Origin of the sequence: Caballeronia terrestris (assembly GCF_001544515.1) — a bacterium.
Lineage (GTDB): Bacteria > Pseudomonadota > Gammaproteobacteria > Burkholderiales > Burkholderiaceae > Caballeronia > Caballeronia terrestris.
In genome coordinates this window covers 159,669-181,066 of record NZ_FCOL02000002.1, presented here as the reverse complement: position 1 = coordinate 181,066, position 21,398 = coordinate 159,669, and the positions used below count along the sequence as shown (strand labels likewise).

Genomic DNA, 21,398 nt, shown 5'->3' with positions numbered 1-21,398 from the left:
GTGGTTAACCTGGGGGCGCGGTAGTGAGGTTGAAGGAGACGCTTTTTGCGTGCTTATCGTCGTAATTTAGCCGGATATTATAGCGCCCGCGACGATTCCTTACGTTCCGCGCGGCCGTCAGAGGCGGGCGGATAGGCCAGCTCGCCGAGCAGTTCCTCCGTCGCCGATGCGAACCGCTCGACGAGGAAATCCAGCAGCGCCCGCACGCGCGGCGCCATGTAACGGTTCGCGTGAAAGAGCGCGTGGACGGCCGCCTCGTGCGTGCACCAGTCGGGCAGCAGCATTTTCAGCGTGCCCGCGCGCACGTCGGCGGCGATATCCCAGATCGATTTGTGCGCGATGCCGTGGCCCGCGAGCGCCCACGCGCGCGTCAGCGCCCCGTCGTTCGATTCCCACGATTGCTCGACGGGCATCGTGAACGCGGCGCGCTCGTCGCCGCGCACGAAGTTCAACTCGTTCAACGGCCCCGTCGACGTCACGCCGATCACGAACTGGTGGCCTTCGAGATCGGCGGGCGAGGCGGGTGTGCCGCGCCGCGCCAGATATTCCGGCGACGCGCACAGCACGCGCCGGTTCGGCGCCAGTTGCCGCGCGGCGAGACCGCTGTCGGGAGGCGCGCCGAAGCGGATCGCGAGATCGATTTCTTCCTGCAGCAGGTTCGACACCGAGTCGGACAGCGTTAGCGCGAAACGTACTTCGGGATAGCGCCCGTTGAAATCGTCGAGCCAGCCGCGCAGCAGATAGCGCCCGAAATCCGACGTCGCGGAAATGCGCACCTTGCCGCGCACGAGATTCTGGCCGGCTTGCAGCGCGGCCTCGGCGTCGTCGATGGCTTGCAGCGCGATGCGGCAGTGCTGGAGATACAAACGTCCTTCATCGGTGACGCGCAACTGGCGTGTCGTGCGCTCGAAAAGCCGCGCGTGCAGCGATTTCTCCAGCTTGAGTAGCCGCGCGCTCGCTGCAGCCGGCGACAGCCCGAGCTTGCGCCCCGCTGCCGTGAGGCTGCCGGCCGCCGCCGCTTCAACAAAAAGACGCATGTCGCCGAGACGATCCATCGCAATTCTCAAATTCGGTTTGACAATGATTCAAATGCTACGCCAATTATCAAAACGCCGCCTGCCACGCACAATGCCCGCAATGCTGTGGCGAATGGAGAAACGGCGATGCAACTGGATCACGTGACGATCGTCGCGCCCGACTGCGACGCGATGAAGGACTTTTTCGTCGATGTCGCCGGGATGGCACTCGGGGCCCGGCCGCCGTTCGGCGTCGGCGGGTACTGGCTTTATCTTCGCGGTCGGCCGGTCGTGCATCTGATCGCGTCGGGCGCTTCGGCTACGCCTGGCAGCACTTCGGTGCCTCCTACGCGGATCGACCACCTGGCACTGCGCATCGATGATGCCGCCGAGTGGAGCGCCTTGCTCGACCGGCTCCATCGGCACGAAACCGTTTATCAGCTCGCCGAAGTTCCGCTTACGCAGGAGCTTCAGTTGTTCGTGCGGCTGGCTTCGGGCGTCGTCGTCGAATTCGTCACGGCCCGCGCTTAATTACTTCTCTTAGGGATTCATCATGCCCATTCCACTCATCGCGCTGGCCATCAGCGCTTTCGCGATCGGCACCACCGAATTCGTGATCATGGGGCTTTTGCCCAATGTCGCCCGCGATCTCGCGGTGTCGATTCCGTCCGCCGGGTTGCTCGTGACCGGCTACGCGCTCGGCGTTGCGGTCGGCGCGCCGCTCCTCGCCGTTCTTACCAGCCGGATGCCGCGCAAGCTCGCGCTGCAACTGCTGATGGCGGTGTTCATCGTCGGCAACGTGCTGTGCGCGGTCGCGCCGAGCTACGGCTTGCTGATGGTCGCGCGCGTCGTGACCTCGTTCGCGCACGGCTCGTTCTTCGGGATCGGCGCGGTGGTCGCGGCGTCGCTCGTGCCGTCGGAAAAGCGGGCGAGCGCGATCGCGCTGATGTTCACCGGCCTCACGCTCGCAAACGTGCTCGGCGTGCCGTTCGGGACGTTCATCGGCCAGGAGTTCGGCTGGCGCGCGACGTTCTGGATCGTGGCGTCGCTGGGCGTGCTCTCGGCGCTCGGCGTGACGGCGCTCGTGCCGAACCGCCACGACGCCGGCCCGAGCAACCTCGGCCACGAAGTGCGCGTGCTGAAGGAGCCGCAAGTCTGGTTGGCGCTCGCGATGACGGTGCTCGGCTTCGGCGGTGTGTTCGTCGTGTTCACCTATATCGCGCCGATTCTGGAGCAAGTGGGCGGATTCTCGCCACGCGGCGTGACGCTCGTGCTCGTGCTGTTCGGCATCGGCCTGACGATCGGCAACACGATCGGCGGCAAGCTGGCGGACCGCGCGCTGATGCCGTCGCTGATGGGCATTTTGATCGCGCTCGCGCTGATCATGGCCGTCTTCGCGACGACGAGCCACAGCCAGACCGGCACGATCGTGACTATCTTCATCTGGGGCATCGCGGCGTTCGCGACGGTGCCCCCGCTGCAGACGCGCGTCGTCGAGAAGGCGAAGCACGCGCCGAATCTCGCCTCGACGCTGAATATCGGCGCGTTCAACGTGGGCAATGCGGGCGGCGCGAGGCTTGGCGGCGTAGCGCTGGAACACGGCCATGCGCTCGATTCGCTGCCGTGGGTCGCGGCGGCGGTGGCGGTGCTGGCGCTCGCGGTGACCTGGTATGCCGGGCGGCTGGATGCGCGGCCGTCGGTGGTGCGGGGGAAGGCTGTGGATGCGTGAGGCGGATTCGTATGATCTTGGATTAACGGCCGCTTATCATGTCGGCTCAACGCCACACGAGCCATCATGATCGACCACCTCATCTGCGACTGCGACGGCGTCCTCGTCGACAGCGAAATCATCGCCGATCGCGCCCTGCTGGAAGCGCTCACCGAAACGTTTCCCGGCATCGACTTCGAGCCGGTCGTCAAGACGGCGTTCGGCCAGCAGACTTCGCGCTTTCTCGCCCATCTCGAAACGACGTTCGACATCAGGATGCCCGCCGGTTTCTTCGATATCGTCGAGGCGCGCGTGAGCACCGAGCTGGCGAAGTCGCTCGGGCCGATCACCGGCGTGCGTTGCGCGTTGCAGCGCGTGAGCTTGCCTGTCGCCGTGGTGTCGAATAGCCGGATGGAGCGCGTGCGCTCTTCAGTGCGGCGCGCGGGGCTCGATGAGATCGTCGGGGAGCGCGTCTTCAGCGCGGAGCAGGTCGCGCGGCCGAAGCCGTATCCCGACGTCTATCTCTTCGCCGCGGAAACGCTGGGCGTCGCGCCGGAGCGCTGTCTCGTGGTCGAGGACAGCGTCGCCGGGCTGACTGCGGCGCGCGCTGCCGGCATGATGACGATCGCGTTCGTCGGCGCGAGCCACATTCCGGCGGGTTATGCGCAGGTGCTGCGCGAGTCGGGCATCACGCGCATCATCGATTCAATGGACGATCTGCCCGCGCTCGTCGCCGCCGGCATCCGCGGCGAACTCGGCGACGTGCGTTCCTAGCGCTTCAAACCGGCTTCAGGCAGCCTCTTCTTCCACGACTTCCCGCGCCGCTGCCAGCGCAGCGCGGAATTCGGCCAGCTCGGCGATCGTCAGCATCGGCAGATTGTGTTCCTGCGCGAATCGCTCGACTTGCGCGCCGCGCGTCATCGTGCCGTCGGCGTTCATCAGTTCGCACAGCACGCCGGCCGGCTTCAATCCCGCGAGAATCGCCAGATCGACGGTGCCTTCCGTGTGTCCGCGACGCGCGAGCACGCCGCCCGGCATCGCGCGCAACGGGAAGACGTGGCCGGGTCGCACGATGTCCGACGGCTTCGCGCCGTCTGCGATAGCGGCGCGGATCGTCGTCACGCGATCGGCTGCGGAGACGCCCGTCGTGACGCCTTCGCGCGCCTCGATCGATACCGTGAACGCCGTGCCGTAGCGGCTGCCGTTGGCGGCGGCCATCGGCGGCAATTCGAGCGCGCGCACTTTATCGTCGGGCAGGCACAGGCACACGATGCCGCTGCATTCGCGGATCAGAAGTGCCATCGTGGCATCGGTGAGTTTTTCGGCGGAAACGATCAGATCGGCTTCGTTTTCGCGGTCGTGATCGTCCTGGAGGACAACAGCGCGGCCCTCGCGCATCGCTTTCAATGCGGCTGAAATGCGCGGCGGAACGTCGATGGATGCGAGTTGGGGAAGATCGGCGAAGGCATCGTCGGCGACGATGGAAGGTGCCGGAAAAGACAAGTTCTGAACAGAAACGGACATGTGAAACGCTCTCGCAAAGGAATGGGCGAAAAACGTTTCAGGGCATTGCAGAAGGACATAACGACGCCCGTACGACGCCGGTTTCGCGACGCCGCCTGGGCGGGCACGCGGGGAGGGTGCCGTCGCCGACGGGGGAACGGACATGACCATCTGCACATCTTCTTCCATCCGGACTATGACCGTCGGCTCTGGCTTCGCACCAGATCTGCTGACCCCGCCGATGCTGCCGGCAGGCGCTCGCGGGCTCGTGGATGACCTTTCGGTTAAGCGCACATACCGCCGGTGGGGAATTTCGCCCCGCCCTGAAGACGCACTGATTTTCCGACAAGTCACTCGGTATTAAGCGACTTGCGGACATTTTTAGGATACAACAGCCACGCGGGATTTGCAGCATGGCACCGCACGGAACTTGTCCAGAAACGACATTCAGCGCGGCAAATCGTGACGGCGCGTGTCGGCGGGGAAATTCCAGCGCGGCGGCGTTTCGGCGCTCACCGTCACGCTGAACGCGCGCGCTTCCGCGTTGCCGGGATTACGCAGCGTGTGCGGCTGGTCGGCATCGAAGATGATGGCGTCGCCGGTCGCGAGCAACTGCTTGCGGTCGTTCACGCCGACTTCGAGCGTGCCTTCGCTCACGACGAGATTCACCGTCGTGCCCGGCGCGCGCGTCGTGCCGGCTTCCGTGTGCAGCGGCGCGATGCGCAATTCGTGGAATTCGGCGGCGGCGGGCTGCGCCTGCGGATGGAGCGCCCGCGCGGAAAAGCGGCCGTTCGAGCTCACCACGCGCACGGCGCGCTCCGCCGGCAGATGCTCGATACCGCTTGCAGCGTGGCGCCGGAGAAACGCGGCCACCGACACCTTCAGCGCGCCCGCCACCTTGCACAGCACCTTGATTGACGGCACGCTGCGCGCCGATTCGATCTGCGCGAGCATCGCGCGGGAGACGCCGGACGCGCGGGCGAGGGCGTCGAGCGACAGTTGCCGCTCGGCGCGCAGCCGCGCGAGGTTCACGCCGACGAGTTGTTCGAGGGCGTCGAAGGAATCGGCGGGCGCTGCTCGGTCAGCAGTGTCGGCGCGGGATTGGATAGCGTCGGTGTCGAATTCCCGCACGAGTTCCAGCGACGGTGAAACCATGGTTTGCCTCCTCGAAAGCGCGTCCGGCGAGTGCGCCGGAATGCAGTGAGGCGAGACTAGCATCGGCTCCTATGCGCTCAAACCAAGTTATCGTCACACCGTTATGACGTGCGGATTTCTGAAGAAAGCGACAGGAGCGGACGTCGCGGCGGCGGTTCCGCCATCACGCGTCACGCGTCGGCCCACGCCTTCGCCGCGTTGACCGCGCGCTGCCAGCCGGCGAGGCAGACGTCCACGTCGCGGGCCTGCATCGACGGGGTGAAGCGGCGTTCGAGCTTCCACTGCTGTTTCAGTTCGCCGATGTCCTTCCAGTAGCCGACCGCCAGCCCCGCCAAATATGCCGCGCCGAGCGCCGTCGTTTCCGCGACTTGTGGGCGCACGGCGTCGACGCCGAGGATGTCGGCCTGAAATTGCATCAGCAGGTTGTTCGCGCACGCGCCACCATCGACGCGCAATTCCGCGATTTTGATGCCGGAATCCGCTTCCATCGCCTTCAGGACATCAAGCGACTGATATGCGATCGAATCGAGCGCGGCCCGCGCGATGTGGCTCGAATTCGTGCCGCGCGTGACGCCGAACAGCGTGCCGCGCGCCCGTGCGTTCCAGTGCGGCGCGCCGAGCCCGGCGAACGCGGGCACGAGATAGACGCCGTCGCAATGCGGCACGCCGCGCGCGAGCGATTCAATTTCGCTGGCGCTCTTGATGATGCCGAGGCCGTCGCGCAGCCATTGCACGACCGCGCCCCCGATGAAAATGCTGCCTTCGAGCGCGTAATTGATCTCGTCGCCGATTTGCCAGGCGATCGTCGTGACGAGGTTGTTGCGCGATTCGATCGGCTTGGCGCCGGTATTCATCACGAGGAAGCAGCCGGTCCCATAAGTGTTCTTCACCATGCCGGTTTCCGTGCACATCTGGCCGAAGAGCGCCGCGTGCTGGTCGCCGGCGATGCCCGCGAGCGGAATCTTCGAGGCGAACACGGTGGTCTTGGTCGGCCCGTATACCTCCGATGACGGCCGCACTTCAGGCAGCATGCTGCGCGGAATGTCGAGCGCGTCGAGCAGTTCGTCGTCCCATTGCAGCGTGTGGATGTTGAACAGCATCGTGCGCGACGCGTTGGTCACGTCGGTGATGTGCAGTTCGTGCCGCGTGAAATTCCACACGAGCCAGCTATCGACCGTGCCGAAGGCGAGCCGTCCCTGCTTCGCTTTTTCGCGCGCGCCGTCGACGTTGTCGAGAATCCAGCGGATTTTGGTGGCCGAGAAGTACGAATCGATCGGCAAGCCCGTTTTAGCGCGGAATTTCTCCTCGAGGCCCTGCGCTTTGAGCTGATCGCAAAATTCGGCAGTGCGCCGGTCCTGCCAGACGATCGCATTATAGACCGGATGCCCCGTCTCGCGATCCCATACGATGGTCGTCTCGCGCTGGTTCGTGATGCCGATCGCCGCGATCGACGTGCCGTTCATCCCCGCGCGCGTGACGGCTTCGGCGGCGACGCCCGCCTGCGTCGACCAGATTTCCTGCGGATCGTGCTCGACCCAGCCGGGCTGCGGATAAATCTGCTGAAACTCCTTCTGCGCCATCGATACGACGTTGCCGTTGCGATCGAACAGCATGGCTCGGGAACTGGTCGTGCCCTGATCGAGCGCGAGGACGTACTGATCCTGCATTGTCTTCTCCACGGATTTTGTTTTTGCGATTTTCTTCAAGGTGAGTGTAGCCGCGCGGCGGCGCGCGATGGCGGCGCGGTCGAGCCTGCGCTCGCAAACCATCGGTCGATGCGGCTGCTCACGTCTTCGAGCGAATTGCGGCCGAAGTGCAGGCCGAGTTTCGAGCGGCGCCAGAGGACGTCTTCGGCGCGCGTCGCCCATTCGTTGTCGCGCAGGTAGCGCAGTTCGGCTTCGTAGAGACCGGGCGCGAATTCCTCGCCAAGTTCTTCGGTCGAGCGCGCCGCGCCGATCACGCGCGACGCCCGCGTGCCGTAAGCGCGCGCGTAGCGATGCGCGAGATCGGCGGGAAGCCACGCTGCGTCGCGGCGGAATTCGTCGAGGAAGCGCCCGAAATTCGCGTCCGCCAGATCGCCGCCGGGCAGTGGCGCGCCTTCCGTCCAGGTGCGGGCGGGTGCTTTGAGCACTTCGGTCAGCTTGTCCACGGCCTCTTCCGCGAGTTTGCGGAACGTTGTGATCTTGCCGCCGAAGATGGAGAGAAGCGGCGCGTCGTTCGCGGGGGCATCGAGTTCGAGCAGATAGTCGCGCGTGACCGCCGACGCATTTTCGGCCGATTCGTCCTCCAAAAGCGGCCGAACGCCCGAGTAGGTCCAGCAGACGTCGCCCGGCACGATGTGGTGCTTGAAGTAGCGGTTGATCGAATCGCAGAGGTACTGGATTTCGTCGGCGCTGATCTCCACTTTCGCCGCGTCGCCGCCGTACTCGATATCGGTCGTGCCGATCAGCGTGTAGTCGCCTTCGTAGGGGATCGCGAAGATGATGCGCTTGTCGGGATTCTGGAAGATGTACGCGTGATCGTGGTCGAAAAGGCGCTTCGTGACGATGTGACTGCCCTTCACGAGCCGCACGCTGTGACGCGTGCGCGTGCTGCCGAGCGCGCCTTTCAGCAAATCGCCGACCCACGGACCGGCCGCATTCGCGATCGACCGGGCGCGCACTTCGGTTGTGTGGCCGGCTTCGTCGGCGAGCGTCGCGTGCCATTCGCCGCCAACGCGCCCGGCGCCGACAAGCCGCGTGCGCGTGCGGATCGTCGCGCCGTGCTCGTGCGCGTCGAGCGCATTCAGCGCAACGAGGCGCGCGTCGTCGACCCAGCCATCCGAGTACACGAAGCCGCGCCGGATCGAGTCGACGAGCGGCGCGCCCGCCGGATGCCGCCGCATATCGATGCCGCGCGAGCCGGGCAAGAGCTCGCGTCGTGCGAGGTGATCGTAGAGAAAAAGGCCGGCGCGGATCATCCACGCGGGGCGCAGGTTGGGCATGTGCGGCATCACGAAGCGCAGCGGCCACATGATGTGCGGCGCGGCATGCAGGAGCACCTCGCGCTCCTGCAGCGCCTTGCGCACGAGCTTGAACTCGCCGTATTCGAGATAGCGCAACCCGCCGTGAATCAGCTTCGTGCTCGACGACGACGTGTGCGACGCCAGGTCGTCCTGCTCGCACAGCAATACCGAGAGGCCACGCCCGGCGGCATCGCGCGCAATGCCCGCTCCATTGATGCCGCCGCCCACCACGAGCAAGTCGTACAGTCCGCCCTGCGTCACTTTGATCCTCTCCCGTCCGTCGAAAAGAAATTTGACGAACTTGTAATGTTCGAATTCGAAATCTATCGAACAAAAACGAAAAAGTAAAGTCGGCTGGGCGGGATAGGTGTTTTCGCCGATGCCGCGCGCTTTTTGCGCTTTCGGCGTATGCCACCCGGCCGAGTGGCGCGAACGTCGGCACGGGCCGATACTGAGCGCAGATGAAAAACGTAGAGGTGGATGCGATGCGAAAGTTGCTGGTTGGTGTTGGCGCGGCAAGCGCCGTGATGCTCGGCGCGTGCGTGGGTACGCCCAGCCTCGATAACTCGGGGGCGACTTCCTTCGGCGCGTTACAGGAAATGTGCGGATCGACGCCGGTGGATTACGGCGCTGACGCGCAGGCCGTGTACACGACGTTCTTCGACGCCTATGTGGCGTTCAGGCGCAAAGGGCTCTCGAAGGAACGCTTCTGCGAGTTCCAGGCGGGGATTGCCCAGCGGCACACGGCGTACATGTCGAATCCAGGGCCGCAGGCGCAAAGCGCGTGGGCGAACTTCTTCCTCGATCAGCGCGCGCAGGCTTTGAGCTGGCGCGCGGCCGTCGATCCGACGTTGCGGGCTGGATGAATAAGGGAATACGACTGCGCGCGGCCGGCAGGCCGGGCGCAGTCGTCAAAAGAAAGACCTACGAGAAACGCTTGAACGCCTTCATCGTCGAGTCACCGGACTCGGTGAGGCGCCATTGCTGGCGTCCGGAAGCAAGATTTTCGAGCTGGACAAGCTGACGTTCGAGCAGGGCGTCGAGTTCTTCGCGCTCCATGTCGACTTGGTGGGGGGCTTCCTGAACCAATAGCAACGTGGCGAATTCGTGCGGACTTAGCATCTCGTGTTCTCCATGACGACAGTACGGCACAGATGCCCGGCGCGAACCGGCGCTCAGTGCTCGAAACTTTGCTGGGGGAACTGCATTAGCCGGGCAGACGCGTTGTTGTCGAATTGCGGGTGCCGGGAATTCGGATTCTATTCAAGTGTCAGACGAGTGGCAAACGCTTCTCGGAAAATATTGGGTTTGACTTTTTCGAGATGCGAAAGCGGTTCGAGCGACGCGCGGATTCAGAGAAATTACTTTAGGTTCTTGCCGCAGTGCACACAACGGTGCGGCTTTACGCCGGCGCCATTATTCGGCGATGTAGACCTGCGTATTGGCCGCGGCGAGGGCGTCGGCCATCTCGGGCGGCGTGGGGGCATCGGTGAAGAGCGCGTGGATCTGGTTCAGGTGACCGAGGCGCACGAGCGCGGGACGGCCGAACTTCGAGTGGTCGGCAGCAAGGAAAACCGTGCGCGCGTGCTGGATGATCGCTTCGGCCACGCGTACTTCGCGCGTATCGAAGTCGCGTAGCGTGCCGTCCTCCTCGATACTCGACGTCCCGATAATCGCGAAGTCCACCTTGAACTGACGGATGAAATCGATCGCCAGTTCGCCGACGATGCCCTTGTCCCACGGACGCACAATGCCGCCCGTCACCAGTACCTCGCAGTCCGGATAGCCGCCCATCATGCTCGCGACGTTCAGGTTGTTCGTGATCACGCGCAGCCCGCGATGACGGTTGAGCGCCCGCGCGACTTCCTCGGTCGTCGTGCCGAGGTTGATGAAAAGCGATGCCTGGTCGGGAATATGCGTGGCGACGAGCGTCGCGATGCGGCGCTTTTCGTCGTGGAACATGCGCTGGCGGGCGGTGTAGGAGACGTTTTCCGAGCTCGTCGGCAGGCTCGCGCCACCGTGATAGCGACGCAGCAGGTTCATGTCGGAGAGCCAGTTGACGTCGCGGCGGATAGTCTGCGGCGTGACGTCGAAGTGCGCGGCCAGATCGTCGACGGTCACGAAGCCATCGCGCTGCACCCAGTCGAGCAGTTCCTGCTGTCGCGCGTTCAAGGTGAGGCGGGGGTCTCGTGTCATGGCGATGTTCTTTTGCGAGCGAGCGCATCGTTTTGGTAGCGGTATTGTAAGTTGGAAATGTTCGAACGAACGAGGCGGCTTTCGACTTCGGACGTCCACGAGGGCGGTCCTTAAGTCTGTTAGCGAACACACGGCGCTTCAGGGAGTTCGCTTTCATGGCTTACGAGGAATCCATTTCAAAATAGCCGAATCGCTCGAAACGGCGTGCGATCGGACGAAACGTGCTCAATAGCCCGTCATGATTAGGAACTGTTTCTGCAATTCGCGAGTCTCTGAGTAATCTGCAAACTCATTGCAGGACGGCTAAGATGGAAAAAGAGCCGTATCACTTTGACGACGCCGCGGCTGACCCGTCCGCGGCTTGCCTGAACCCCGGCCATGATCCCCGGTCGCGAAGGGTTCAGTACAGCTTGGAGCGCGATAAATGCACACCGACAGTAGCCATGTGATGCCTTGGCGGATCGAGGACATCGACTTGAACCGGATCGACCGGAGCAAGGCGGTCTCGAACGAGCATCTTCTCTTGTTGTTGTGCGCCTGCTCGTTCATTGAGAGCGGCACGGATCTTTACACGAGCAATCTCAGCAGCTACTTCAACGACGATCCCGAAATCTCCGCCTGGCTCAACAACGAGTGGGAGCCCGAGGAAATGCAGCATGGGCGTGCGCTGAAGAGCTACATCCACCACGTGTGGCCCGAGTTCGACTGGGACACCGCGTTCAGGAATTTCTTCGCCGAATATTCGCTGACTTGCTCGATGGAGGATTTCGAGAAGAAGCGGGCGCTGGAGATGGTCGCGCGCTGTGTCGTCGAGACGGGGACGGCGACGCTGTATCGCGCAATCAATCAATGTTCTGACGAACCGGTGCTCAAGCACATCACCGACAACATCCGGACCGACGAAGTCCGCCACTACAAGCATTTTTTCCGCTTCTTCAAGAAGTACAACAAGATCGAAGGCAACGGGCGCATGGCGGTGCTCGGCGCGCTGCTGCGGCGCGTGCTGGAAATGAAGAACGAGGACTCGGAGATCGCCCTGCGGCACGTGTTCGCGATCCGCTACCCGGACCGCGCGCGCGATTCCGCGTACAACCGCGATCTGTCCGCGCGTGTGAACAAGCTGGTGAAGCGCAATCTCTCCGCGGACATGTGCATCAAAATGCTGCTCAAGCCGCTCGATCTACCGGCGCGCATCCAGCCGGGCGTGCATTATCCGCTCGCGAAGATCACGCAGCACGTGTTCTTCCGCTAGTCTTAAAAGGCTGGCTGTTGTCTGAAGCTCGGGGCCCCGGTTGCTCGTGGTTCCAATCCTCCGACGAGAATGCACATGACCGATTCCCCATCGCCCGGCACGCGCCCTGTCGAACAAGTCGCGTTCGACGAATGGCCGTCAGAATTGCGCACGCTCTTCGACGGCACGCTGATCGAGACGAAGGGCGGCCTCACGGCGTCGCTGCTCGCCGTCGACGAGGCGGGGCGTGTTCGGACGTCGCTCCTGAGTCTCGGCGAATTGTTCGCGCCCGATCCGCGCACGCTGTGCTTTGCGCTGTGGCCGAACTCGCGCGCGGCGCAGGCGATCGAATCGACAGGGCGCGCCACGCTCACCTTTGTATTCGACGAAGCTTTCTTCCAGGTCCAGCTCGAGGCGCGCGCGGTTGTGCTCGATGACGCGCCGCTCGCGTGTTTCGTCGCGACGATAGAGACGGGCGAACTACAGCGCGTCGGCTATGCGCGGCTGACGAGTGGGATTTGTTTCGAGCTGGCAGAGACTGAGACCGTGATGACGCGCTGGCGCGCGCAGGTCGAGATGCTGAAGCGGGCGGCAAGCGCCGCCGCTTGATTGGCTGGCGCGACTTTTAAGAAGTCGCGCCCTTTCTAGCTTCGCGATCAACGGCCGCGCTGCCCTGAACGTGGCGTGTCGCGACGGCCGGCACCGGTGCCATCGCCACGAGGCTTGCCGCCGAGCAGCGCAGCGCCACCCGCCGGCCCATTGCGCTGACCATTCGAATGCGCGGGACGCGGCGCATCGGCTTTGCGCGGGGCGTTCGAATTGCCGGTCGGCTTAGCCGTAGCGGGCTTTTTGCCGCCGTTTCCACTGGCATTGCCACCGCCGTTCGCATGAGCCGGCTTCGCGCCATCGCGTCGCGGCGCGCCCTGACGCGGCGCGCGCTGGCCACCGCCACCGGCGCCGCCCTGGCTGCGGCGCTGGATCGGTTCCGGCTTCGCGTGCGGGTCCGGCTCGAATCCGGCGATGATTTCCTGCGGAATCGGGCGCTTGATGAGCCGCTCGATGTCCTTCAGCAACTGATGTTCATCGACGCAAACCAGCGACACCGCCTCGCCCGTCGCGCCCGCGCGCCCCGTACGGCCGATCCGGTGAACATAGTCTTCCGGCACGTTCGGCAGGTCGTAGTTCACGACGTGCGGCAGTTGATCGATATCGATACCGCGCGCGGCGATATCGGTCGCGACCAGCACCTGCAGCGTCTCGCCCTTGAACTCGGCGAGCGCGCGCGTGCGCGCCGACTGGCTCTTGTTGCCGTGAATCGCGAGTGCGCTGATGCCGTCCTTGCCGAGCTGTTCGGCCAGCCGGTTCGCGCCGTGCTTCGTGCGCGTGAAGACGAGCACCTGGAACCAGTTGTTCTGCTTGATCAGGTGCGTGAGCAGTTCGCGCTTCTTGTCGCGATCGACGGGATAGATCTTCTGCTCGATGCGCTCGGCCGTCGTATTGCGGCGCGCGACTTCGATCAGTGCCGGCGAATCGAGCAGGTTGTCGGCGAGCGTCTTGATTTCGTCCGAGAACGTGGCCGAGAAGAGCAGGTTCTGGCGCTTCGGCGGCAGCTTCGCGAGCACGCGCTTGATGTCGTGGATGAAGCCCATGTCGAGCATGCGGTCGGCTTCGTCGAGCACGAGGATTTCGAGATGCGACACGTCAATGGTCTTCTGCTGCATGTGGTCGAGCAGGCGCCCCGGCGTCGCCACGACGATATCGACGCCGCGCTTCAAAGCATCGATCTGCGGATTGATGCCGACTCCGCCGAACATTACCGTCGACTTCAGCTTCATGTACTTGCCGTAGGCGCGCACGCTTTCCTCGACCTGGGCGGCTAGTTCGCGCGTCGGCGTGAGGATCAGCGCGCGCACGTGGCGCTTGGCCCCGGCGGCGGGCGGCGCCATTTGCGAGAGGCGCTGCAGGATCGGCAAGGTAAAGCCGGCCGTCTTGCCGGTGCCGGTTTGCGCGCCGGCGAGCAGGTCGCCGCCGTTCAGGACGGCGGGAATCGCCTGGAGCTGGATCGGAGTCGGGATGCTGTAACCGAGTTCGTTGACGGCGCGCAGCAGGGGTTCGGACAGGCCGAGGGAATCAAAAGACATAGATTGTTTGCAAATTCGGTATGACGACCGGCGCTGACGCTTGTTGGCCGCAAATGCGGACCGTTGCGCTGAAATCAGCGCGCGTACGACGATCGAAGAAATCGGGCGGCATGGCGACCGGTGCATTCACCGGGCGTCTGGAAAGATGCCGCGAAGTTCGACGCGCTATCAAGACACGTCGACTGGCGTTAAGTTGCATCCGAAACGCCGTGATGCGTTTCGCGTGTCAGGCATTGCGCGCGCCGTACGCGCCTTCAGGCGACGTAGCGCGCAACGCTGACAAATTGACACAAGCTGCCTGCCAGCACGAACAGGTGCCAGATACCGTGGCCGTGCCGGATGCGCTCGTCGTTGATGAAAAAGTAGATACCGGCGCTATAGATCACGCCGCCCGCCACCAGCCACGCAGTGCCTGCGGGCGGCAGCGCCGAAACGAGCGGACGGACGGCTACGAGCGCGAGCCAGCCCATCAACACGTAAAGCACCATCGAAACGCTGCGGGTTCGGCGCCCGAGCGTGAGTTCCTGCACGATGCCGAAGGCGGCCAGCCCCCAGCTTACGCCGAACAGCGACCAGCCCCACGGACCGCGCAATGTCACGAGCGCAAACGGGGTGTAGCTGCCTGCGATCAGCAAGTAGATTGCCGAATGATCGCATTTTTGCAGTACCGCCTTGACGCGCGGGTTGCGCGCCCAGTGATACAGCGTGGAAATCAGGTACAGGGCGAAGAGCATCGCGCCATAGACGGCGAAGCTCACCACTTTGTACGGATCGCCTTCCATCGACGCCATTGTGACGAGCGCCGCCAGTCCCGCCACCGACAGCACCGTGCCGATCAGATGACTGATGCTGTTGAACCGCTCTCCAAAATGCATTCGCCTCCTCGTCGCGCGCCCGCATGAAGCCTCGCGGACGCCGCGTGAACTGCTGCGTATAAAAGACAAGGGGCGCGGCCCCGGCTTCAAGGCTGCGCCCCAGCATCTATTGTACGCCCTTGCGGCGAATGGCTCAGTCGAGCGGCGCCGAACGCAGGTTGCTGACCTGCTGCGGCGACACCGGCGTGCCGTGGTTGCCCCATGCACGACGAATGTAAGTCACCACCGCGGCCACTTCCGTATCCGACAGCGCCTGCGCGAACGGCGGCATGCCGTGCGGCATCGGGTTGCCGCCGGTGCTCGGCGGATAGCCGCCGTTCAGCGTCATGCGGATCGGGTTGACGGCCGATTGCATCTGGATCGACGGGTTGTTCGCGAGGGGCGGGTAGGCCGGCGGCTTGCCCAGACCGTTCTCCGCGTGACACTTCGCGCAGTTCTCCGTGTAAACCTTCTGGCCCATCTGCATCAGCTCGGTGCCGAACTTCTCGGACGTTTCGAGCTGCATCGTTTCCGGCGCTTCCTTCTTCTGCGGGATCGACTTGAGATACGTCGACATCGCGTTGATGTCCGCGTCGGTCATGTATTGCAGGCTGTTGTGGACCACTTCCGCCATCGGGCCGAACACCGCGCCGCGCTGCGACACGCCGGTTTTTAGCAAGTCGTTGATGTCCTTGATGTCCCAGTCGCCCAAGCCGGCTTCCTTGTTCGACGTCAGCGACGGCGCGTACCAGTTCTGCAGCGGAATCAGGCCACCGGCGAACGCCGCCGAGTTGACCGGGCCGCCCATCGCGTTGATCGAGGTGTGACACATCGCGCAGTGGCCCAGGCCTTCGACGAGATACGCGCCGCGATTCCATTCGACCGACTTCGTCGGGTCCGGCTTGTACTCGCCTTCCGAGAAGAACAGCGTGCGCCAGCCGATCAGCAGGTTGCGGTTGTTGAACGGGAAGCGCAGTTCATGCGGGCGGCTCGCAACCGACACCGGCGGCACCGAACGCAAGTACGCATAGATCGCGTCCGAATCCGCGCGCGTGACCTTCGTGTAGCTCGTGAACGGGAAGCCCGGATAGAGCAGGCTGCCGTCCTTCGACCGGCCGGTGTGCATCGCGCGGTAGAAGTCGTCCGATGTCCATTTGCCGATGCCGTATTGGTCGTCGGGCGTGATGTTCGGTGTGAACATCGTGCCGAACGGCGTGGCCATCGGCAGGCCGCCGGCGAATTCCTTGCCGCCGCGCACCGAGTGGCACGCGATACAGTCGCCGGCGCGGGCGAGATACTCGCCTTGCTTGACGAGCGCGGCTTTGTCCGCGGGCGTGGCCGCGATGGCGCCGCCCGAATGGAGGTTGCCGCCGCCCGACCAGAGGACGGCGCCGGCTGCGACGGCTGCCACGACGACAGCCGAGAGTGCAAACAGGGACTTGCGTTTCATTTTGTGGTCGCTCCTCACGCCTTATTGCGGTTCGCTGCCGCAGGTCAGCGGCATCTTCAACGAGCCAGCGGGCGCGGGCACCGGGTTGGCGGGTGCGGTTTGCGTCGAGAGCCATGCGGCGACGGCGGTGACGTCGTCGTCGGTCAGGCGGGAGGCGATCTGCTGCATGCAATCAGGCGCTTTCGCGTGCCGCGTGCCCGAACGCCATGCGCCGATCTGCGCGCTGATGTAGTCCGAATGCAGGCCGACGAGACCCGGGATGGCCGGCTGCATGCCGGTCAGCGCCTTGCCGTGGCAGGCCGCGCAAGCGGGAATCTGCTTGCCTGCGTCGCCGTTGAGCACGATTTGCTGGCCGCGCGCGATCGTCGAGGGCGACACGTTGCTCTTCGTGGGCGGCGGATACGGCGGGCGCTGCTGCGAGAAGTAATCGGCGATCTTGTGCAGATAGTCGTCGGAGAGATACGTGACGAGGTAATTCATCGGCGGGTACTTGCGGCGCCCTTCACGGAAGTTCTGCAACTGGTTGTACAGATAGTCGGCGGGCTTGCCGGCAAGACGCGGGAAATAATCGTTGTCCGTGCCTTCACCATGCACGCCGTGGCACGCCGTACAGCCTTGCACGCGAGCGGCCATCGTGTCGGGTGCGATCGGCTGGGTTTGCGCCTGCGCGGCACTGAAAATGCCGGCGCTGCCAATCAGTGCCAGGCCGAGCAACGAGGCGAGCAGCGGACGGAAATTGCGTCTTGAAGACACGCGACACTCCATGAAATTCGGGGACCTGCCGAGCTTCGTTCGGCTCGGTGCGAAAGGACTTGCTGATACGTGGCGAACACGTGGCGGGCTGCTACCACAAAAGGCTCCGGGAGCCTTCGACGCGACCGGCATTCTATCATCGATGCATGATGATGACTATTTGGGCTTAGCCTTTCCTGACGGGCTCTGCGGCGTATCCGCGACAATTTGTCACGTGACTTCGCGTCGCCTGGCGGGCCCGTCCGGCGGGCTTTTGGCGCGTTTTGCATATAGTTGGCATCGACAAACATTCGACCCGATGCGGCGCCGGGTGACATCGGCGAAAGGTATCAAGGCGTTTCATTACGTGCACGCTGTACGCGCCTTCGACTAGACTTCGCGGCGGATCGCTGCCTGTTCTTTACGTTTCGCGTTGTACTTAAACCCTCCCTATCGTCTTCGTACCGCGCACCAATGACGTTCGTCTCGCTATTTATTTTCCGGGGCCGGCCATGAACGGCGACCCGCTCTGGTTTGCGCAGGTCGCAGTCGCGGCGCTCGCCGACATCGCGTTCGCGTGCGTGCTCGGCGCCGTGCTGATGAACGCGTGGCTATCGAAGGAGAAGGCGTTCGCGCCCGTGTCGCCCGCTCGCTTCGGCTGGGCGCGGGCGCGGGGCGTGGGTATCGGCGGCGCGTTGCTGCTCGCGCTCGCGAACCTCGTTTCGCTCTGGCTGCAGGCGGCCTCGATGAGCGGCGTGCCGGTCACCGAGGCCGGCTCCGCCGTTTGGATCGTGCTTACCGCGACGCATGCCGGCATCGGTTGGGCGATCGCTTTCGGCGGCAGCGTGTTGCTCGTTTGCGCGTGCGCGTCGGGGGCGTCGATGGGCGGCGGAAGGCTCGCGTTCGCCGCGCTCGGGGCGATCGTGGCGGCGGCGGGCAAGGCATCGGTCGGGCATGCCGCCGATGCCGGCGCGTTTTCCGTCGCCGAAATCGTGCAAACCGTGCATCTATTGGCGACGGGCGTGTGGGGCGGTGTCGTGATCGCGGGAGCGTTCGCGGTGCTTCCGGCACTCGGCACGTCACTCGCGCGCGCGTTCTTGATTCGCCTCGCGGGGCGCATGTCGAAGGTGGCGGTTGTCGCGGTGGCGCTCGTTGTCGCGACGGGCGTGTTCAACGCGCTGCGCGGACTCGGTGGCGCCGCGAGCGTGCTGCAGGCGAGCATCTGGGGGCACGTGCTGATCGTGAAGGCCGTGTTGGTCGCCACAGCGCTACTGTTCGGCGCGCTCAATCGCTGGTCGGCGTTGCCGCGTTTGCAGCGCACGGCATCGACCGTCGATGCGCATACCTTCACGGGCGTGATGCGCGTCGAGGCGTTGCTCATGATCGGGGTGTTTGTGGCGGCGGCGGTGCTGTCGCACAGCGTGCCGGGGTTTGCCAGCGGCGGATAGCATTGCGGCTCGACGCTTGAGTCTCCGCTCTTTCGCCTGGTGCCCGGTTCGTCGCGCTAAAGTTTCTATCACGACGTATTCGACTTCAATTTGATCTTGCTTCGCGGTCTCACGCGTGAATTACAGCGTTCTTCGCAGACCCGCATGCAGCGCCCGACCGCTACTCATACCCTAGCTTGTGACTCACGATCGGCGCAAAGAACGGCGCGATCGCGCACCCGACCGCCTGGCCCTCGAGATCCACGAGCGCGCTGTGCGACGCGAACGCGTAAGCGACTTCAATTTGCTCGTGCGTTGCCCATCACGCGTGAATTGATGATTTCTTCGCAGACCCACACGCAGCGCCCGACCGCTACTCATACCCCAGCTTGTGACTCACGATCGGCGCAAAGAACAGCGCCACCGCGCAGCCGACCGCCTTGCCCTCGAGTTCGACGAGCGCCTTGTGCGACGCGAACGCGTAAGCGAGTAAATCGAAGAGTTGCGGCAAGCAGAACACGACCGCCGCGCCGATAAAGCTCCAATTGACCGTCGACATACGCCAGCCGCGCTCGGCGCCCATCGCCGCGCCGATCACGCGCAACACGCCGAACAGCACAATCGCGCCGACGGCCATTTGCGCGCGGACATACTCGTCAGGAAAGGTGTGGTACATGCTCGTCTCTCGGGGCGATTGCAGGTGACGCAAGCATAAACGCAAACTCCGCGCCCGAATGTGCGAGATGGCGCAAACCGGCTGGCGTGTGCGCTGATGCGCCTGCGGCCGCGGGGTCAAGCTTGGGAAGCGCCGGTCATGCTCGGGTCGAGCGCGAACCGCCTCCGACCAAGCGCGAACCAAACGAAGCGAGCACGCCTCAAGCACGAACTGAGCGTGAGCCAGGCACGAACCGAGCACGGATCAAGCCCGAACCGGCACAGATTAAGCACAAGTCAGGCACAAGCCAGGCACGAATCAAGCACGAACCGCGCTCGTGCAAACCTTGCATCGAGCTTGAATCAAGCGTGCATCAAGCACGACCCCCGCCGCTTGAAATCACCACTCCGCCACACTCCCATCCGCGTGACGCCACACCGGATTGCGCCAGCGGTGTCCCACCTTCGCCATCTCGCGCACCTTTTCCTCGTTCACGTCGATGCCAAGCCCCGGCCCTTGCGGAATCGCGACCATGCCGTCGTCGTACTTGAACACTTCCGGATTGCGGATGTAGTCGAGCAGGTCGTTGCCCTTGTTGTAGTGAATCCCGAGACTTTGCTCCTGGATGAACGCGTTGTAGCTGACGGCGTCGATCTGCAGGCAGGTCGCGAGCGCAATCGGCCCGAGCGGGCAATGGAGCGCGACGGCGACGTCGTACGCCTCCGCCATCGACGCGATCTTGCGGCATTCCGTGATCCCGCCCGCATGCGACGCGTCCGGCTGGATGATGTCGACGTACCCGCCCGCGAGGATGTGCTTGAAGTCCCAGCGCGAGTAGAGCCGCTCGCCGAGCGCGATCGGCGTGCTCGTCTGGTTGACGATGTCGCGCAGCGCCTCCACGTTCTCCGACAGCACCGGCTCCTCGATGAACATCAGCTTGAACGGATCGAGCTCCTTCGCGAGCACCTTCGCCATCGGCTTGTGCACGCGGCCATGAAAGTCCACGCCGATGCCCACGTTCGGCCCGACCGCCTCGCGCACGGCCGCGACGTTATCGATGACGCCCTGCACCTTGTCGAAGGTATCGATGATCTGCAACTCTTCCGAGCCGTTCATCTTCACCGCCTTGAAACCGCGCTCGACCACGGCGCGCGCGTTGTTCGCGACGTCGCTCGGACGATCGCCGCCGATCCACGAATAGACCTTGATCCTGTCGCGCACCTGGCCGCCGAGCAGCGCGTGAACCGGCACGCCATGATGCTTGCCCTTGATATCCCACAGCGCCTGATCGACGCCCGCGATCGCGCTCATGCCGATCGGTCCGCCGCGATAAAAGCCCGAGCGGTACATCACCTGCCAGTGGTCCTCGATCAAGAGCGGATCCTTGCCGATCAGGTAATCGGCGAGTTCGTCCACAGCGGCGGCGACGGTGTGCGCGCGCCCTTCGACGACCGGCTCGCCCCAGCCGACGACGCCCTCGTCGGTTTCGATCTTGAGGAAGCACCAGCGCGGCGGGACGATGAAGGTTTCGAGTTTGGTGATTTCCATGAGAAGCGTCTCCTGACAGGGATTCACATGCTATCAAAAAATCGCGCTGTGGTCGTATTAATAGTATTATTGACAAGGTAATTTCTCGGAGAATCGCCATTCAGCACGATCTGCACGGACGCGTCGCGTACGAACTCGGCACCGCGATCCTGCGCGGCGACTTCCCGCCGGCATCGACGCTGCCGCGCGAAGCTGAACTCATGGAGCGCTTCGGCGTCAGCCGCACCGTGCTGCGTGAGGCGCTGCGCACGCTGACGTCGAAGGGGCTGATCGGGTCGCGGCCGAAAGTGGGCACGCGCGTGCGTCCGAAAAGCGCGTGGAATCTGCTCGACGCCGATGTCCTCGACTGGTATTCGCGCGTCGCACCGCCTTTGAAGTTTGCGATCAAGCTGCAGGAAATGCGCGAGATGATCGAGCCGTACGCGGCTGCGCTCGCGGCGGCGAATCACGAGGACGGGACGCTCGCGATGCTCACCGACGCGCACCGTGCGATGGCCGAAGCGCAGAACGTCGACGAATGGGTTCGTGCAGACTTGCGATTTCATCTGGGCGTGCTCGCGGCATGCAGCAACGAGTTGTTGATCCCGCTCGGCACGCTGATCGAGCGCACTCTGGAAGGCCAGCTGCGGCTGAACGCGAAGCGCGCGGAGGTGTACAACGCGTCGCTCGCGGAACACACGGCCGTGTTCGATGCGATCGTCGCGCGCGACGAGATCGCCGCGCGCCGCGCCATGGCCGATCTGCTCGGCGTGACGCGCGAGCGGATCGAAGGGTGAGC

22 protein-coding genes and 1 riboswitch are annotated in these 21,398 nt (G+C 64.1%); of the genes, 9 read left to right on the top strand and 13 right to left on the bottom strand.

Annotated features, from left to right (window positions below; genetic code table 11):
- Window positions 1-77 precede the first annotated feature (77 nt).
- On the bottom strand, window positions 78-1,055 hold the full coding sequence (locus AWB67_RS02605) for a LysR family transcriptional regulator (protein ID WP_087654678.1): 978 nt from the start codon (window positions 1,053-1,055) through the stop codon (window positions 78-80).
- Window positions 1,056-1,163: 108 nt separating this feature from the next.
- On the opposite strand from AWB67_RS02605, the gene AWB67_RS02600 reads away from it, so the two are divergent.
- From AWB67_RS02600 to AWB67_RS02590, 3 genes are all read left to right on the top strand, one after another.
- Window positions 1,164-1,547 (top strand): VOC family protein, encoded by a 384-nt coding sequence (locus AWB67_RS02600; protein WP_087654677.1) that lies wholly within the window; start codon window positions 1,164-1,166, stop codon window positions 1,545-1,547.
- 22 nt (window positions 1,548-1,569) lie between these two features.
- Window positions 1,570-2,745: an MFS transporter gene (locus tag AWB67_RS02595; protein WP_087654676.1), complete on the top strand. Its 1,176-nt coding sequence runs from the start codon at window positions 1,570-1,572 to the stop codon at window positions 2,743-2,745.
- A gap of 66 nt (window positions 2,746-2,811) precedes the next feature.
- A complete protein-coding gene (locus tag AWB67_RS02590; protein WP_087654675.1) occupies window positions 2,812-3,498 on the top strand; it encodes an HAD family hydrolase in 687 nt (228 codons plus the stop codon).
- A gap of 15 nt (window positions 3,499-3,513) precedes the next feature.
- On the opposite strand, the gene ribB is transcribed toward AWB67_RS02590, so the two are convergent.
- The 4 genes from ribB to glpD form a co-directional block, all read right to left on the bottom strand.
- Entirely contained in the window at window positions 3,514-4,248 is a 735-nt protein-coding gene (gene ribB, locus AWB67_RS02585; RefSeq protein WP_087654674.1) for a 3,4-dihydroxy-2-butanone-4-phosphate synthase, read from the bottom strand.
- 152 nt (window positions 4,249-4,400) lie between these two features.
- Window positions 4,401-4,562, bottom strand: a riboswitch (FMN riboswitch).
- A gap of 112 nt (window positions 4,563-4,674) precedes the next feature.
- A complete protein-coding gene (locus AWB67_RS02580) occupies window positions 4,675-5,382 on the bottom strand; it encodes a helix-turn-helix domain-containing protein (RefSeq protein ID WP_087654673.1) in 708 nt (235 codons plus the stop codon).
- Window positions 5,383-5,552: 170 nt separating this feature from the next.
- Window positions 5,553-7,049, bottom strand: coding sequence for a glycerol kinase GlpK (gene glpK, locus AWB67_RS02575; RefSeq protein WP_087654811.1), 1,497 nt, complete (start codon window positions 7,047-7,049; stop codon window positions 5,553-5,555).
- A 35-nt stretch (window positions 7,050-7,084) separates the two neighbouring features.
- Window positions 7,085-8,647, bottom strand: coding sequence for a glycerol-3-phosphate dehydrogenase (glpD, locus tag AWB67_RS02570; RefSeq protein WP_087654672.1), 1,563 nt, complete (start codon window positions 8,645-8,647; stop codon window positions 7,085-7,087).
- Between the two features lie 200 nt (window positions 8,648-8,847).
- Here glpD and AWB67_RS02565 point away from each other — a divergent pair, with 200 nt between their 5' ends.
- The gene (locus AWB67_RS02565; RefSeq protein WP_235025011.1) at window positions 8,848-9,252 is read left to right on the top strand and encodes a hypothetical protein; all 405 of its coding nucleotides are present in this window, start codon (window positions 8,848-8,850) and stop codon (window positions 9,250-9,252) included.
- A gap of 58 nt (window positions 9,253-9,310) precedes the next feature.
- On the opposite strand, the gene AWB67_RS02560 is transcribed toward AWB67_RS02565, so the two are convergent.
- Both AWB67_RS02560 and AWB67_RS02555 read right to left on the bottom strand, forming a co-directional pair.
- Window positions 9,311-9,508: a hypothetical protein gene (locus AWB67_RS02560; RefSeq protein WP_087654671.1), complete on the bottom strand. Its 198-nt coding sequence runs from the start codon at window positions 9,506-9,508 to the stop codon at window positions 9,311-9,313.
- Window positions 9,509-9,802: 294 nt separating this feature from the next.
- On the bottom strand, window positions 9,803-10,582 hold the full coding sequence (locus AWB67_RS02555; RefSeq protein WP_087654670.1) for a DeoR/GlpR family DNA-binding transcription regulator: 780 nt from the start codon (window positions 10,580-10,582) through the stop codon (window positions 9,803-9,805).
- A 424-nt stretch (window positions 10,583-11,006) separates the two neighbouring features.
- Between AWB67_RS02555 and AWB67_RS02550 the strand changes: the two genes are divergently transcribed.
- A complete protein-coding gene (locus AWB67_RS02550) occupies window positions 11,007-11,834 on the top strand; it encodes a ferritin-like domain-containing protein (protein WP_087654669.1) in 828 nt (275 codons plus the stop codon).
- 75 nt (window positions 11,835-11,909) lie between these two features.
- On the top strand, window positions 11,910-12,422 hold the full coding sequence (locus tag AWB67_RS02545; RefSeq protein WP_087654668.1) for a pyridoxamine 5'-phosphate oxidase family protein: 513 nt from the start codon (window positions 11,910-11,912) through the stop codon (window positions 12,420-12,422).
- A 47-nt stretch (window positions 12,423-12,469) separates the two neighbouring features.
- Here the strand turns inward: AWB67_RS02545 and AWB67_RS02540 are convergent, their stop codons facing one another.
- The 4 genes from AWB67_RS02540 to AWB67_RS02525 form a co-directional block, all read right to left on the bottom strand.
- Window positions 12,470-13,954, bottom strand: coding sequence for a DEAD/DEAH box helicase (locus AWB67_RS02540; RefSeq protein ID WP_087654667.1), 1,485 nt, complete (start codon window positions 13,952-13,954; stop codon window positions 12,470-12,472).
- A gap of 254 nt (window positions 13,955-14,208) precedes the next feature.
- Window positions 14,209-14,829, bottom strand: coding sequence for a PAQR family membrane homeostasis protein TrhA (gene trhA / locus AWB67_RS02535; protein WP_087654666.1), 621 nt, complete (start codon window positions 14,827-14,829; stop codon window positions 14,209-14,211).
- A 133-nt stretch (window positions 14,830-14,962) separates the two neighbouring features.
- Window positions 14,963-16,258, bottom strand: coding sequence for a c-type cytochrome (locus tag AWB67_RS02530; RefSeq protein WP_087654665.1), 1,296 nt, complete (start codon window positions 16,256-16,258; stop codon window positions 14,963-14,965).
- A gap of 21 nt (window positions 16,259-16,279) precedes the next feature.
- Window positions 16,280-17,023, bottom strand: coding sequence for a c-type cytochrome (locus AWB67_RS02525; protein WP_087654664.1), 744 nt, complete (start codon window positions 17,021-17,023; stop codon window positions 16,280-16,282).
- Here AWB67_RS02525 and AWB67_RS39405 point away from each other — a divergent pair.
- Entirely contained in the window at window positions 17,022-17,384 is a 363-nt protein-coding gene (locus AWB67_RS39405) for a hypothetical protein (RefSeq protein ID WP_125477535.1), read from the top strand. The genes AWB67_RS02525 and AWB67_RS39405 overlap by 2 nt on opposite strands.
- Before the next feature lie 118 nt (window positions 17,385-17,502).
- Complete coding sequence (locus AWB67_RS02520; protein WP_087654663.1) at window positions 17,503-18,438, top strand: CopD family protein; 936 nt, start codon at window positions 17,503-17,505, stop codon at window positions 18,436-18,438.
- Between the two features lie 352 nt (window positions 18,439-18,790).
- Here AWB67_RS02520 and AWB67_RS02515 read toward each other — a convergent pair whose 3' ends face one another.
- Complete coding sequence (locus AWB67_RS02515) at window positions 18,791-19,093, bottom strand: hypothetical protein (protein ID WP_087654662.1); 303 nt, start codon at window positions 19,091-19,093, stop codon at window positions 18,791-18,793.
- A gap of 378 nt (window positions 19,094-19,471) precedes the next feature.
- Window positions 19,472-20,620, bottom strand: a complete 1,149-nt coding sequence (gene dgoD / locus AWB67_RS02510; protein ID WP_087654661.1) for a galactonate dehydratase — start codon at window positions 20,618-20,620, stop codon at window positions 19,472-19,474.
- 65 nt (window positions 20,621-20,685) lie between these two features.
- On the opposite strand from dgoD, the gene AWB67_RS02505 reads away from it, so the two are divergent.
- Window positions 20,686-21,396, top strand: a complete 711-nt coding sequence (locus AWB67_RS02505; protein ID WP_087654660.1) for a FadR/GntR family transcriptional regulator — start codon at window positions 20,686-20,688, stop codon at window positions 21,394-21,396.
- Window positions 21,397-21,398 lie beyond the last annotated feature (2 nt).